The following is a 14440-nucleotide window of genomic DNA, read 5'->3' as shown; positions in this document are numbered from 1 at the left end:
CGAAGGAGGACGGGCGCTTCGGCCAGGACGTCAGGCGCCGGCGGTTCCGTCGGCGGCCCACTCGTTGGCGAAGTGCTCCATCTGCTTCAGGACGAGGTCGATAGCCGCGGGGGCCTGGGCCGGCGGGTAGCCGTGCCTGGCCAGGAGGCGCTTGATGGTGCTGCGGAGCTTGGCGCGGACCGGCTCGCGGGCGATCCAGTCGGGCTTGAGATTCTTGCGGATCTGGACGACGAGATCGCGGGCAATGCCGGAGAGAACCTCGTCGCCCATCAGTTCACGCGCGGAGCCGAGGTCGGCGACGGCGTCGTAGAAAGCGAGTTCGTCGTTGCTCAGGCGAGGGTCGAACTGGTCGCCGCGCTTCGCGTCGTTCGCGATTTCCTTGGCCATCTCGACCAGCTTGGCGATGATTTCCGCGCTGGTGAGCTGCTGCCGCATGTACTTGACCATGAGGTCCTGGAGGCGGTCGGAGAACGCGGTCTGCCGGACGATGTTGTGCCGGGTGACCTCGCGCATCTTCTGCTCGACGAGGCGACGCAGCGCTTCGGCGGCCAGGTGCGGCGTGTCGCTCTTCTGGAGCTGGGCGACGAGGGCGTCGTTGAGGTGGGTCAGGTCGGCCGTCTCCAGGCCGGCCTCGGCGAAGAGGTCGGTCACCCCGCCGGTCTCGACGACGGCCGAGGTCAGCTGGGCGAGGTACAGGGCGACGTCGCGGGCCACCGGCAGGCCGCGTGCCTCGCGGTCCATGGCGTCGAGCTTGGCCATGTAGGCGCGGACCTCGACGAGGAACTGGATGTCTCGCTTCCACTGCGGCTGGTCCGGGAACCGGGAGCCGATGTCGGCGGAGGAGCCGGCGAGCGCGAAGAAGCGCTCCAAGCGGTGGGCGTGCTCGCGGAAGCGGCGGCTCAGGGTCTCGTTGGGGTTGTCGAGTGTCTCCGGGTTGTTGCCGGGTGTGCGCGGGTCGCGGAGGTGGTTCGCGGTGCTGAGGGCCGCTTCGATGAACGCCCGCTGGGAGGGCTTGGCGAGACGGCCACGCCAGTCCCAGCCGTGCAGGATGCCGTCGAGAATCTCGTACTCGTTGCGCAGCTCGTCCAGCGCCCGGTCGATGTCCTGACCGAGTGTCCGGTCTTCCTGGTCGGGCTCGGAGTACTCGGCGATCGCACGCTGGAGGTTCTCGGTGAGCGGGGCGTAGCCGACGAGGAGGCCGTCTTGCTTCGAGCGGAAGCGCCGGTTGACCCGGGCCAGGGCCTGCATCAGGTTGGCGCCCTTGAGAGGGCGGTCCAGGTACATGGTGTGGATCGGCGGGGCATCGAAGCCGGTCAGGAGCATGTTGTTGACGATGAGGAGTTCCAGCGCGTCGTCGGGGTCCTTGGCCCGGTTGATGACGGCCTTGCGCTGGGAGCCGCGCAGGGCGTGGGTGCGCAGGCGTTCGGGATCCTTGCGGGAGTCCGAGGAGAAGACGATCTTCATGGAGCCCTTGTCGACCTCGTCGCTGTGCCACTCGGGACGCAGCTCGCGCAGGGCGTCGTACACGCTGACGCAGATGTCACGGGTGGCACAGACGATCATCGCCTTGCCGGCCGCGCCACCGGGCTCCTCGGATACCCCGACGAACGCCTTCATGCGCTCGCGGCGGGCCTCCCAGTGCTCGACCAGGTCGGCGGTCAGATCGCGGATACGGGCCGGCGCGCCGTACATCGCGTTCATCGTGGCGACGAGCTGCTCGACGCGCTGGCGCTCGGTGTCGTCCAGGCCGTCGGTGATGCGGTCGGCCTCGGCGTCGATGGTGGTGGGATCGACGTCCCGGTCGAGGACGAGCTGGACGACGCGGCTCTCGTGGTAGACCTTCACGGTCGCGCCGTCGTCGGCCGCCCGCTTGAGGTCGTACACATCGATGTAGTCGCCGAAGACATCGCGGGTGTCACGGTCGGCCTCGGAGATCGGGGTGCCGGTGAAGGCGAGGAGCGTAGCGTGCGGGAGCGCGTCGCGCAGGTGGCGGGCGTAGCCGTCGAGGTTGTCGTAGTGGCTGCGGTGGGCCTCGTCGACGACGACGACGATGTTTCGCCGGTCGGAGAGGAGCGGGTGGTCGGTTCCCGACTCCTTCTCCTGCTTGGTCCTGCCGAACTTCTGGAGCGTGGTGAAGAGGATGCCGCCGGTGCGCTTGGCGGCGAGTTCCTCGCGCAGCTCGGCGCGGGTGGTGATCTGCCGAGGGCCCTCGGGCAGGACCTCGCTCTCCAGGAAGGTGGAGTACAACTGGTCGTCGAGGTCGTTCCGGTCGGTGATGACCACGACGGTGGGATTGTGCAGGAGCGGATCCCGGCTGACGAGGTTCGTCGTCAGCACCATCTCCTCGGACTTGCCCGAGCCCTGGGTGTGCCAGACCACGCCGGCTCTGCCGTCACTGGCCGCGGCGTCGCGGACGGCGTCGGCGGCGCGGGTGACCGCGAAGTACTGGTGGGGCTTGGCGATCCGCTTCATGCGCTTGGCGGGCACGAAGTTGATGAAGGACTTCACGAGCGAGAGGAACCTGGGCTGCGCGAAGAGCCCGTGCAGCGCTAGGGATTGCCCCGTCTCGGCCAGGCCGTCGCTCTCCAGCGTCTCCACGCGGGCACCGAACTCGTCGGTGTTCCACGGCGCGAAGTGCTCGTACGGCGTGAACGGGGTGCCGTACTTGGCGGTTATCCCGTCCGAGAGGACGACCACCGCGTTGTACCGGAACGCGGTCGGGAACTCCTCGGCGTACCGGCTGATCTGCGCGTGCGCGGTCTCAAGGGTGGCGTCCTCGTCGCCGGCCCGCTTCAGCTCGATGACGGCGAGCGGCAGGCCGTTGACATAGAGGACGAGGTCGAAGCGACGGTTCCGCTCGCCGTCAATGACGGTGACCTGGCGGACAGCGCGGTAGGTGTTGGCGTCCGCGTCGTCGAGGTCGACGATACGAATCGTCGGGTTGTGCTCGGCGCCGAGGGCGTCGACGTAGGAGACGGAGCGGATGCCGCCGGTCAGGAAGCCGTGCGCGGTCCGGTTCTCCTCGTACGCGTCCTGGGAGGCCGGCGTCGCGGCGGTCGCGACGGCGTCGCGCACGGCGTCGGGGAAGAGGGCGGGGTTCAGCCGCTCGATCGCCTCGCGGAGATCGGAGTAGAGGATCAGGTCGTCCCAGGATGAGCGGTGACCGGAACCGGGCGCGAACTCGTTGCCCTCGGCCTTCGGCCAGTCGAGCTCCAGCAGCTCTTCGAGTGCGAGGTGCTCCCAGTCGATCTCCAGCGGGCGGAAGTTGTCCGTGCCGTACTCGTGCTCACCGTGGGGCGTCATGCGTGATCCTCGACAATCTTCTCGGCGTCTCTGACGCGAAGGCGGCCGGACATGAGCTGGGGGAGGAGGGTGTCGCGAAGGGTGGCGAGGGCACGGTTCTCCCTACGGGCAAGTTCTGCTCTGTGAGCCAGAACTTCGATTTTCCGCCCATCTTCTCCAAACTGACGCGGATCTACCACCTCTGTTGAGAGCGCTTCGGCAGGGCGAACCCGTTGATGGCTCTTTGAGGTTCCCGTAACTTTTGATGCCAGCGCAGTGCGGAAATCGGGTTGCGCTGCCACGGACCAGAGGCCATGTGTCGACAATCCGGATTTTGGTGTCAGAACCAAGAATTCAGTTGAAGCCAGGGCGGGAATATTCGGAGCAGGTTTAATATTCCAGACGCGAGGAATTTCCGGGTTTAGTTTAGAAAGGAGGACGGCGGCCCTCTTGACCAAGAACTTATTGCTCTTGATGGTAGCCGGTGATACGCGTTCCGCACCTCTTCCCGCATCGAAAGCCGGGAGGCTGTAGTGTTCCACGATGTCCACACTCATCTCCTGTGGAGAGGACTGCTCTTTTTCCAACGAGCAGATCTCCTCAAGTCGAACACGGCGATCCCAGCGCACGCTTGACGCGGTAGTCAGTATTAGTTCCTCGGCCGTGGACGCGATGCGCTCGTTGACGGAAATTTTTCCGTCTAGTGCTCCAAGCGCGGCGACAATGGCCTTTTGTTCCGGCACCCCCGGGAGAATTAGTGGCCACGATGGCAAATCAACGAGAGGGATTCTGTCGACTGTAGCCCCGTGAATCCTTCGGGCTTTGATAGTCTCCTGGAATGCTGGAGCCAAATAGGTGTAGAGAAGAAATTGGGGAACCACAAGCGACCGATTAGGTCGGAGTAGCCCCATGCGTCGTCCCAGGCACGCTTGTACGCCCGTAGGCATGAGGGCGGCTTCACCGAGACGTGTCTCGTACGAAAAAAGGATGTCGCCCGGCTCCGGAGTCACCCGGCGAGTCCACTTAGCAAAGTCTTCCTCGGAGAGATGGGCCGACTCCGACAAGACGAGCCGCCCTTCAACCAAGCTGGAGATGCTAAGAAACCAAGGGCCTTCGGTCGTTTTCTTGGGTGTGGCGTGTGGGCCATCGAATACTTTGGCTACCTCGCCAACAGTATAATTCGACCACTCAGACATCCAACGCTCCCAGCTGCTCGCGGACCGTGTTAGCCAATTCGTCCGACTGGTCGAAGAGCCCGTACAACTCCTCCGTCAGCTTCGCGATCCTCTCCGCGACCGCCTCCGCATCTTCTTCTTCCACGTCGACGGCTCCCACGTACCGTCCTGGCGTCAGCACATAGCCATGCTCACGAACTGTTGCCAGGTCAGCCGAGACGCAGAATCCCGGATCATCCGCGTACGGCAGCGCTTCCTCGCGCGCCGAGTGGGTCCCGCGCCATGCGTGATACGTATCCGCGATCTTCGCGAGGTCGGCTGCCGTCAGGTCGCGCTCCGTGCGGTCGACCATCTCGCCCAAGCCACGCGCGTCGATGAAGAGGATCTCCCCGCGACGGTCGGCCAGGCGCTTCGGTCCCTGCGGGCCCTTGTCCTTGGCCAGGAACCACAGGCAGGCTGGGATCTGGGTCGTACGGAACAGCTGAGACGGCAGGGCCACCATGCACGCCACCTGGTCGGCGTCGACCATCGCGCGCCGGATCTCGCCCTCGCCGCTCTGCTGGCTGCTCATCGAGCCGTTCGCGAGAACGACGCCGCCTGTGCCGCGTTCGCCAAGCTTGCTAAGGATGTGCTGGAGCCATGCGTAGTTCGCGTTGGCCTTCGGCGGGACCCCGTACTTCCAGCGCGGGTCGTTCTCGTTTCTCGACCAGTCCTTGATGTTGAACGGAGGGTTGGCCATGACGAAGTCGGCCTTGAGGTCCGGGTGTCGGTCCTGGTCGAAGGTGTCGCCCCAGCGGGAGGACAGGTCGCCGTCGATGCCGTGGATGGCGAGGTTCATCTTGGCCAGTCGCCAGGTTCGCTCGTTGAGCTCCTGACCGTAAACCGCGATGTCGGACTTGTGGCCGCGACCGCGGTGCGACTCGATGAATTTGCCAGCCTGGACGAACATGCCGCCGGAGCCGCAGGCCGGGTCGTACACCCGGCCCTCGTACGGTTCCAGGATCTCGACGATGAGACGGACCACGCTGCTCGGCGTGTAGAACTCACCGCCGCGCTTGCCCTCCGCGCGGGCGAAGTTACCGAGGAAGTACTCGTAGACCTCGCCGAGCACGTCCTGGGCCGGCTTGTCGTCGTTGCCGCCGCCGAAGCGGGCGTCGCTGATGAGGTCGACGAGCTCGGCCAGCCGCTTCTGGTCGACGTTGTCCCGGTTGAAGATCTTCGGGAGGACGGCGGTCAGCGAGGGGTTCGCCCGCATGATGACGTCCATGGCCTCGTCGAGGAGGAGACCGACGCCCTTGCTCTTGGCATTGGCCGCGATCCAAGACCAGCGGGCGGTCTCGGGGACCCAGAAGACGTTGTGGCCGGTGTACTCGTCCTGGTCCTCCAGGAACTCCGCGAGGCGATCCTCGGAGATCCCGTCGTCGGCGAGCTCCTTGGCGAGCTGCTCGCGGCGCTCGTCGAAGGCGTCGGAGATGTACTTGAGGAAGATCAGGCCGAGGACGAACTCCTTGTACTGGGCGGCGTCCATGGAGCCGCGCAGCTTGTCGGCGGCCTTCCAGAGGATGGCCTGGATCTCTTTCGCGGTCGAGGCGGTGAACAGTTCCACCTGGTCGACGGGCTTCTTCTGCCGGGGGGGCATGGGGTCTCGGGTCTCCTTGAGAGAGGTCAGGAACGGAAGGATGCGGGCGGTTCGATGAGCGTAAGGGTGCCGTCGGTGAGGCCGGCGGCGGTCAGCGCGGCAAGGTCGTCCAGAGCCGCGGTCTGCTGCCGGAGCAGGGCAGTGCGGCGGCTGATCTCGGCGAGGAGGGCCTCGTACCGGTCGGCTTCCTCCTGGTCCAGGTCGGGGATGGGGAGGTCCTCGATGCGGCGGGCCGCCCGGACCGCTCCACCGACCCGCGCGTACTCCGCCGCGGCGGCCCGGAGCAGCGCGGCGAGGACGCGCGGCCGTACGGGGCGGTCGGCGTCGGGCCGTACCCGCAGCACGCGCGCCGGGAAGCCGACCACCGACAGGCCCTCTTCGTCCACGCACGCGCCGAACGACGGGGTGGCTGTGACCACCACGTCGCCGGGCTGGGTGAACTCGGCGTGCTCGTAGGCGGTGAGGAGCACTCCTCGATCGATACGGCGGGCTCCTCCGGCGCCGAAGGTGATCTCGTCGGGGGTCAGCACGGGGTAGTGGCCGTCGACGGTCAGATGCTCCGAGGCGATGCGGTGACCGGGCAGGCGACGCAGACGTCGCTGCTTGACGAGGACCGACACACTCGTGCGCCGGAAAGGACGCTCCTCGGGACGCAGGACGGCGTGCGCCTTGAGCTCGGCCGTGAGGGAGAGTTCGAGGCGCGTCTTGTCGGCGAGCTGGGCCAGACGCAGTTCCAGGTCCGAGATACGGGCCGGACGCTCCACGACCGCGCGCGTATAGCGACGGGCGGCCGTGCGGTGCTGGGGGGCGAAGGCGGTGCCGGGCCGGTCACGGAGTCCGGTCGCGGCGAGGATCTCGCCGTTGCGGGGCTCGTGGCGTCCGTCGGCTCTCCAACCAGCGGTGCGGAAGATGTCGAGGTCCTCGACCAGGGCGTCCAGGGAGGGCGCCGTGAGCGGCTTCGAGGAGAGGTCGGCGAGCAGGATCTGACCGCGCCGCTCGTCCTCCGGCGTACGGCATAGGACCCAGATCGCTGTGCGGTAGGCGGGACGGTATGGGATAGCGCCCTCGGGGAGGTTGACGGCAGCCTTGAGGAGGCCCTCGGTGAGAAAGGAGCGCCGCAGGCGGTCGGCCTCCTCCCGCGGGGGGAGCGCGTGGACGAGAGCGTCGGAAGGGCCGAGGACGACGGCCGCGCAGTGGTCGGTCAGCAGATCGGTGAGGTCCTGGACCTGCTGGAGAACGGCGAGCGGGCTCCGTGCCTCGGCCGCCCCATAGGGAAGGACGCAGACGATGACGCGGGGGTACCCCCAGTCGTCGGTCGCCAGGTGCTGACCGTCGGCCATGTCCAGCTCGTACTCCTGGACGCCGCGGACGAGCATGCGGCGCCGCGCGAGACGGGCGAAGTCCTGGGTGGGTTCGGCGGCCAGGAAGAAGGGGCGGACCTCGGGGTCGGTCTGCGCGTGCAGGGCTACCAGGAGGTCGCCGCTGTTCGCGTAGGGAACGGCAACGATGAAGTCCTCCGAGTCCTCGTCCAGAGCCGCGATGCCGGAGAGACGGGCCAGAGTCGTGGTGACGGCGGATGCGGGCTCGTCCATGGCGAGGTCGTTGCAGCCCAGCCGGCGGCGGGCTTCCATGACCCACTCGACGGCCTCGGCGGGGGAGTAGGCCGCTTCGATGAGCTCGTCGGCGAGGCCTGCGAGAGCCTGCCCGGCCGCGTCGTCAGAGGTGAGCGCGAATACCTCCTGGCGGATGTACGTGTCCTCGAAGTCGATCTCGTCGGCCCGTTGCAGGAGCGCGTCCCAGCCGAGATCGGCCAGGGGCTCGTCCAGTTCGTACCGCAGGTGGATCAGCGCCGTCACTCCGTCGAGCATCGTCCTGGCGGGCATTCGCCGGCACCAGAAGGACAAGGTGTGTAGAGCCAGTTCGGCCCGGAGCTGGCGAGCGTCGGATTTGCCCCGGCCGGTGGTCAGGAGCCATTCGATGACAGCGCGACCGTCGAAGACCGGACTGCCGCCCTCGTTACCTACGGGCTGCGGGAAGTCGGCGTGCCGGCGGGCCCAGGTGGTGACGACGGGCCGCTTGACCTGCGCGAGTGTTGCGATTTCCGCGTAACTGATCCGCCCGGACATAACCTCCGGCAGGATGGGAGCAGCCGCTCCATGCGCACCGGTCATTTCGCTCCGCTCCCTCCTCGTGGACGCTTCCGACACCCTTCGCGGATGCGGCACCTCAGAACTCTGCACACAGTACTTGCGGAATCACTCATTCAACTTTAGAGGTCTGATAACCCGGGTTATCGGCTTTGTAGGACATCACGTGCCTTGAGTTCTGCCACTTTGGTCCCTGTCAGCACGACGACATCGATCGGGACACCGGCCTCATTCGAGTCCGGCGCCGAACTGGCAGACCGGAGACCTACATGACCTCCCCCCGCTACTTCAGGAGCCCGGCCCGCCCCAGGTACGCGGCTTCATGGGCGAGCCGGGCGCGCCGAAGAAGGCGAGCCGTCACAAGGCGTGGCTCACATACGGAGGCGAAGCCGAGAGCATCGGCATCCGTGAAGCAGCGCTCTCGGCCCTGCGCACAGGACGACGACGCGCAGGTCGTCGTCCTGTGCGACAGCAAGCAGGCCGTCACCTGCCTCCACACGGGCCTCACCGAGGGATCACCTGATCCCGCACACCGGGCCCTGCTCTTCCCCGAAAGCGGCAGCCTTCTCGAACGGCTCCTCCCGCACGCCGGACGCATCGACGTCCGCTGGCTCAAGGGCCACATAGGCCACGAACTGAACAAGACCGCCGACACCCTCGCCAACCTCGCTCTGTGCCGGGCGACCGGACGCATCGCGGAGCGCACCGCCCGGCGTGCCATCGACGATGCAGGCAGGAAGCTGCCCAACGCCCCGACCGTCACCGCGGCCTGAATCCCCCGGCCGTCTCCTTCCACCGCGTTCTCCTCGTAAGGCCCGATCTCTTGTCCACCGCATGTGTTTCACGCGCCCTCAACACTTCGGAGGCCCCTCATGGCACCCACCACCGTCTCGCGCACCCTTTACCGGCTTCACGGCGTGGCCCCCACCAGGGAAGCCATGTACGACGTCCTTGATCACGACTACCTGAGCGCACTCGGCGCGGAACTGCACACGCCGGACAGCCTCGGAGTGCCTGCGGTCTACCTCACCTGCGGCATGGAGCAGGATGAGGCCGGCTGGTGCGAGCAGATGGCCCGCACCACCGGCATCCCCGTCACCGAGGCTGTACGTCGCACCGCCGCCCTGCTGCTGCTCGCCGTCGACGGCCAGGTGTACGCCATCGGCTGTGACCAGGGGTACCGGCTCATCCCCGAGCGGCTCAAGGACAAGCGGTTCGGCCTGTCCTTTGCGATCCGGGAAATCGACCCGACCCTCGTCCGCGGTGCCGTCTCCGGAATTCTCGGTCAGGCTCGCACGGACATCTCCCTTGTTCCCAACGGTGCTCCCGTGCCCGCGCTCGGCCTCGGCGACCACACCCGGATCGTGCGCAGTCTCGGCGGCTACCTCGACGACGCCCCGCTCACGCGGACCCTCAAGGGCAGGGCCGGAGGATTCAGCGTGCTGGGCGGCTGCGGACTGCGCCTGCCCCTCGGGGTCGAGCCGGCGGACCTGGTCTCCGACATCCGCCAGATCGCCCGCGCTTGCACCGAACGCCTGCCGCATCAGGACCTCGAGTTCGTCGAGCACATCGTCCCGGTCAAGGACGAGACCGTCCTCACCCAGCTCGAGCGGGCGCTGGACGACCAGCTCGGCCTGCCCGCCGACGGCCGTATCGCCGAGACCGTGCCCTTCGACCACCTGCGCAACGATGCGGAGGCCGCCACCTACCGCACGCGGATCAACAGCGACGGGAGCTTCGAGTCGGACGCGTTCGACCTCGGTTACGTGCTCGGCCGCGTCCGGTATCTCCCCTCCGGGAGCCGCCTCGAAGCCCTCAAGTCCGGCACCGTCAAGCTCCTTCGGGAGCGCCGCAGGCGGAGCGCGCCGGACGACGTGATCGCCACCGTCGGAACCCTGCGCTGGATCGAGGCCACCGTCTCCCTCGGCTCCCACGTGTTCTGCCTGCTGGACGGCGAGTGGTACGAGTTCGGGGCCTCATACCTCGCCTCCCTCCACACCGAGGTGCAGCGGCTGTTCGCTCCCGTTCCTTCTGTCGTCCTGCCGGCCTGGCCTCGCGGAATGTCGGAGACGCCCTACAACAAGAAGACGGCCCGGACCGTCGGTTGGGAAGACTGGGTCGTGCTCGACTGCAAGACCATTCCCAACCCGGCGAAGCCCAGCGACCAGATCGAGATCTGCGACTTCCTCACGCAGGACGACACCCTCGTCCTCGTTAAGCAGGCCCGTGGCTCCGGTGCCCTCAGCCACCTCTACAACCAGGCCCGGGTAGCCGTCGAGGTTCTGTACGACTCCGCGGTCGCCCGCGCGAACTTCGCCCAGCGCGTCCGCATCGCGAGCGACGGCCGGCGCACGCTGCCCGACGACTTCCTCCCCAAGCGCCTCGTCCTCGCCATCCACCTGAAGACCGGAGCCGAACTCACCCCTGATTCCCTCTTCGGTTTCTCCCAGATCACCCTCGCTCAGACCGCGAAGGCGCTGGCCGCGCGCGGCGTTTCACTTGAGGTCGTGGGCATCAGCGCGGCCGGATCGGCCGCTGACGGCGGTCTTGCTGACGCCGCGTAGGCAGTCCCCAGGGATCTGCTCGACGGCAGACCGCGCCCTGGCGGAAGGTGACACCCGCCGCTGCAAGAACCACAGACCGGCCTCTTGCAGCTCCCTGCATAGGCCCCGGGATCCCCAGCGGAACCGTAGCCCGGTCGGAGTGATCGTGGCCTCGGCGAGGCCCTGCACGCTCCACGACCGTAGACCCTGAGCCCGTAAGCCCGGCGTGCCGGGCGTCGGCTCAATGAGAGGAAGAACGCCGATGAAGACCACAGACCAGCACGCAGTGGACACCGACATGGACGCGGTGCTGTTCACCGCCCGACTGGCCACTGTCGGAGTTTTGCTCCTGGCCGCGCTGTGCGCATCCCGCGAGACCAGCGAACGCGCATTCCGGCTGCTGGAATTGATGAAGGACAGCCCCGAGCCCCCGCCACCGGCGCCCCCGCCACCGGCGCCCCCGCCACCGGCGCCCGCGCCTTCGGCCCGGCGCCGCGCCCAGCAGGGAGGGCGCTGACGGACCATCCCCCGCCGCTTCCAGCGCAGAGCCGGGGACCGACCTATCGCGCGACCACGACGCCCGAGTCCTGTTCGTTGCCGTTCCCACGTCTCGTTGCCCGATCTCGATCGTTTTGCGGAAGAGCGTTGGTGGCACGCCCTATTGTCGGTCTTCCAGGCACCACTGTGCGGGGCGTATGGGTGTGGGGTCGAGGGAATCCAAGGGGAGCGGGTACCACTGTGCAGGCCAAAGAGACGCTGTTCGCCGACCTCGTGCAGGGGCGAGCTCAACAGTTCCAGGTGCCGCTCTACCAGCGGACGTACTCCTGGACAGAGAAGCAGTTGGCTCAGCTGTGGAGCGACATCCTCGATCAGGTGGACCTGCTGGAGACCGGGGAGAAAGCGAGCGCGCACTTCCTCGGCTCCGTGGTGCTTGCCCCGTCCCCGCAAAACGAGGCGACGTTCCCTCGCTGGCTGGTGGTCGACGGCCAGCAGCGGCTGACCACGATCTCCCTCGCACTCGCCGCCATCCGGGACCACCTCGCCCAGAGCCGGCCGGACGAGGCCGAGCGGATTGACGAGGAATACCTGATCAACAAGCGGAAGAACGAGAACGCCCGGTTCCGTCTCCTGCCCACCCAGGCCGACCGGCCGAACTACGCCGCGCACATCCGAGGCACCCACGAGGGGCAGGCGGCGGGGGACAACGTTTCTGTCGCCTACCGTTTCTTCCGCCGCAAACTCGTCGAGGCGGAGGACCCCGCCGACCCGCAGGACGTCCTCCGGATCGAGCAGGCGATCACCTCCCGGCTCACCCTGGTCGCGGTGACCGCCGAGGCCGGTGACAACGTCCACCGCATCTTCGAGTCCCTCAACAACACCGGTCTCAAGCTCAGCCAGGCCGACCTGCTGCGCAACTACCTCTTCATGCGGCTGCCGACCCGTGGCGAACTGGTCTACGAGACGTACTGGTTGCCGCTCCAGGCAAGCCTGAGCAACAAAGAGCTCGAACAGCTCATGTGGCTGCAGCTCGTGCTTGACGGCGACGACCGGGTCCGCCGCCAGGACCTGTACGCGGCTCAGCAGCACCGTTTCGAGCAGACCGAGGTCAGGGAAGCGGACATCGAGGCGTACGTGAAAGAACTGCACCGGCGGTCCATGCACTTCCGTAAGGTGGTCCGCCCCGACGAGGAGGGCGATCCGGCTGTCCGTGCCCACCTTCGCGGACTCGACGCCTGGGAGGCCGCGGCCACGTACCCGGCGCTGATGCTGCTGCTCGACCGTCGCGAACGTGGAGAGACCGACTCGGCGGAGACGGCCCGCGCCTTGTCGTACATCGAGAGCTTTCTGGTACGCCGCACCGTGTGTCGCGTACCGCCAAACAACCTCAACCGGATCTTCCAGTCGGTTCCCGCCCAGCTTCCGCTGGACGTCCCCGTCGCCGACGGGCTGCGTCAGCTCCTCTCCGCCAGCAACCGCTACTGGCCCGACGACGACGAACTGCGCGAGAAGTTCAGGACCGCGCCCTTCTACCTGTACGGCCGGCCGGAGCAGCGCAAACTGGTCCTCCAGCGGCTGGAGGAGAGCTACGACCACCCCGAGCCTGTGGACTTCGCCGCCGCGAAACTCACCATCGAGCACGTCCTGCCGCAGTCGGCGGGCGACGACTGGCTCCAAGTTCTCGCCGAGGACGCCACCGACGGCGAGACCCCACAGGACGTGCACGCCCGACTCCAGCACACCCTGGGCAACCTGACCCTCACCGCTCAGAACTCCGAGCTCTCCAACCACCCCTTCGACCGCAAGCAGGACCTGCTGCACAGCAGCCACCTGGAGATGAACCGCCGCATCGCCGCCACCGACCGCTGGGGCGCCCGCGAGATCGGCTCCCGTGCCGACGAGTTGGCCGAGCGGGCGCTCGCGCTGTGGCCGTCCCCGCTGCGCGGGGTGGGCCGAGCCGAGCGGAGCCGCGACTGGCAGCTCGTCCACCAGGTCCTCGCCGCCCTGCCGCACGGCACCTGGACGTCGTACGGTGACCTCGCCGCGTACATCGGCTCCGGCGCCCAGGCGGTGGGCAACCACCTTGCCCAGACCGCGGGCGTCGTGCAGGCCTACCGCGTCCTCAACGCGGAGGGCCGGATCGCCGACGGCTTTCGCTGGGCCGGCCCGCAGCCGGAGGGTGAGGACGTACGGGCGCGACTGAGCGCCGACGGCATCCACTTCACCCAGACCGGGGCCGCGGACCCCGCGCAACGCTTGACCAGCACCGACCTAGCACTGCTGCTGGCCGATCCCGACCAGGAGCAGTCTTCGGAGGGCGCGGTGGCGGCGGGGCGCGACGGAGCGGAGCCAGAGGAGGAAACCCGGGCCGAGCGGTTCTCCCGCCAGCTCGCCGCGGACGATACCCCCGAGACCGTGGGCGCGGTGCGTACTCTCCTCGCCCGGTGGGAGGACCTGGGCGGCTGGGTCGGCTATGGGGCCGGCCAAGTCACTACCAGCGCCTTCCTGATGCTGGGTGCGGCAGGTCTCCCCGGCGCCGGGATCTGGCCGCTGGTGCTCTACCCCGGTGGTGGACGCGGTGGTTCGGCGGAGGTGGTCTTCCAGTACCTCGCCACCCGCGAGCCTTTCACCGACCGCTTGCTGCGTGCGGAGCTCCTCGGCCGCGTCAACGGTTTGGACGGCGTCGACATCCCGGAGGGGAAGCTGGACCTGCGTCCCAACTTCCGGTTGGCCTTGCTGGAGAAGGACGGGAACCGCGACGCGCTGGCCGAGACCCTGACCTGGTTCCGGGACCGCTGGATCGGCCGGGACGTGTCCTGAGCTCTGAATCCGGCCCTGGGAGTGGCGGGCCCGCATGCTGAGGTGTTGAATATTTAGGCTGAGATGTGGAGCTCTATCACTCAGTATTTCCAGCGTTGCCTCCAAAGCGGCTCAAGAGTGGCGGATCTCCTATATGACGTCCTTTCAGGGACTTTCAGCTCTGTCGGAGGGAGATCCGAGGGAGTTTTCGCAGTACAAGCACGGAAGGCCGCGACAGCGCTGAAGGCCCTGGGCTTCGGGCACGTGCAGCCTCGCCGTCGCTCTGTAGCGCTCCGGCACGGCGTCGGGTCGGCACGAGCAGACGAGGCTCTTCCGGGCCGCACACGGTCCTGACCT

The 14440-nt window shown here is 67.5% G+C and carries 8 protein-coding genes; 4 read left to right on the top strand and 4 right to left on the bottom strand.

Features of this window, described 5'->3' with window-relative positions:
• Positions 1-30 precede the first annotated feature (30 nt).
• From IE272_RS17500 to IE272_RS17485, 4 genes are read right to left on the bottom strand one after another with little or no spacing between them, the layout of a single operon-like run.
• A complete protein-coding gene (locus tag IE272_RS17500) occupies positions 31-3303 on the bottom strand; it encodes a type I restriction endonuclease subunit R (RefSeq protein ID WP_190007232.1) in 3273 nt (1090 codons plus the stop codon).
• A complete protein-coding gene (locus IE272_RS17495) occupies positions 3300-4478 on the bottom strand; it encodes a restriction endonuclease subunit S (RefSeq protein ID WP_190007231.1) in 1179 nt (392 codons plus the stop codon). Before IE272_RS17495 ends, IE272_RS17500 begins: the two co-directional genes overlap by 4 nt.
• Positions 4471-6096: a class I SAM-dependent DNA methyltransferase gene (locus tag IE272_RS17490; protein ID WP_190007230.1), complete on the bottom strand. Its 1626-nt coding sequence runs from the start codon at positions 6094-6096 to the stop codon at positions 4471-4473. Before IE272_RS17490 ends, IE272_RS17495 begins: the two co-directional genes overlap by 8 nt.
• 26 nt (positions 6097-6122) lie before the next feature.
• The gene (locus IE272_RS17485) at positions 6123-8267 is read right to left on the bottom strand and encodes a hypothetical protein (protein ID WP_190007229.1); all 2145 of its coding nucleotides are present in this window, start codon (positions 8265-8267) and stop codon (positions 6123-6125) included.
• A gap of 383 nt (positions 8268-8650) precedes the next feature.
• Between IE272_RS17485 and IE272_RS17480 the strand changes: the two genes are divergently transcribed.
• From IE272_RS17480 to IE272_RS17465, 4 genes are all read left to right on the top strand, one after another.
• A complete protein-coding gene (locus tag IE272_RS17480; RefSeq protein WP_190007228.1) occupies positions 8651-9016 on the top strand; it encodes a hypothetical protein in 366 nt (121 codons plus the stop codon).
• A gap of 99 nt (positions 9017-9115) precedes the next feature.
• Positions 9116-10807 (top strand): TIGR04141 family sporadically distributed protein, encoded by a 1692-nt coding sequence (locus tag IE272_RS17475; RefSeq protein ID WP_190007227.1) that lies wholly within the window; start codon positions 9116-9118, stop codon positions 10805-10807.
• A gap of 241 nt (positions 10808-11048) precedes the next feature.
• Positions 11049-11303 carry a hypothetical protein gene (locus IE272_RS17470; RefSeq protein WP_190007226.1) on the top strand — a complete coding sequence of 85 codons (255 nt, stop codon included), beginning with the start codon at positions 11049-11051 and terminating at the stop codon, positions 11301-11303.
• A gap of 221 nt (positions 11304-11524) precedes the next feature.
• Positions 11525-14104: a GmrSD restriction endonuclease domain-containing protein gene (locus IE272_RS17465; RefSeq protein ID WP_190007225.1), complete on the top strand. Its 2580-nt coding sequence runs from the start codon at positions 11525-11527 to the stop codon at positions 14102-14104.
• Positions 14105-14440 lie beyond the last annotated feature (336 nt).

This window comes from Streptomyces anulatus, from assembly GCF_014650675.1.
Lineage (GTDB): Bacteria > Actinomycetota > Actinomycetes > Streptomycetales > Streptomycetaceae > Streptomyces > Streptomyces anulatus.
The sequence above is the reverse complement of the archived record's forward strand: the minus strand, read 5'-3'. Positions and strand labels throughout refer to the sequence as shown.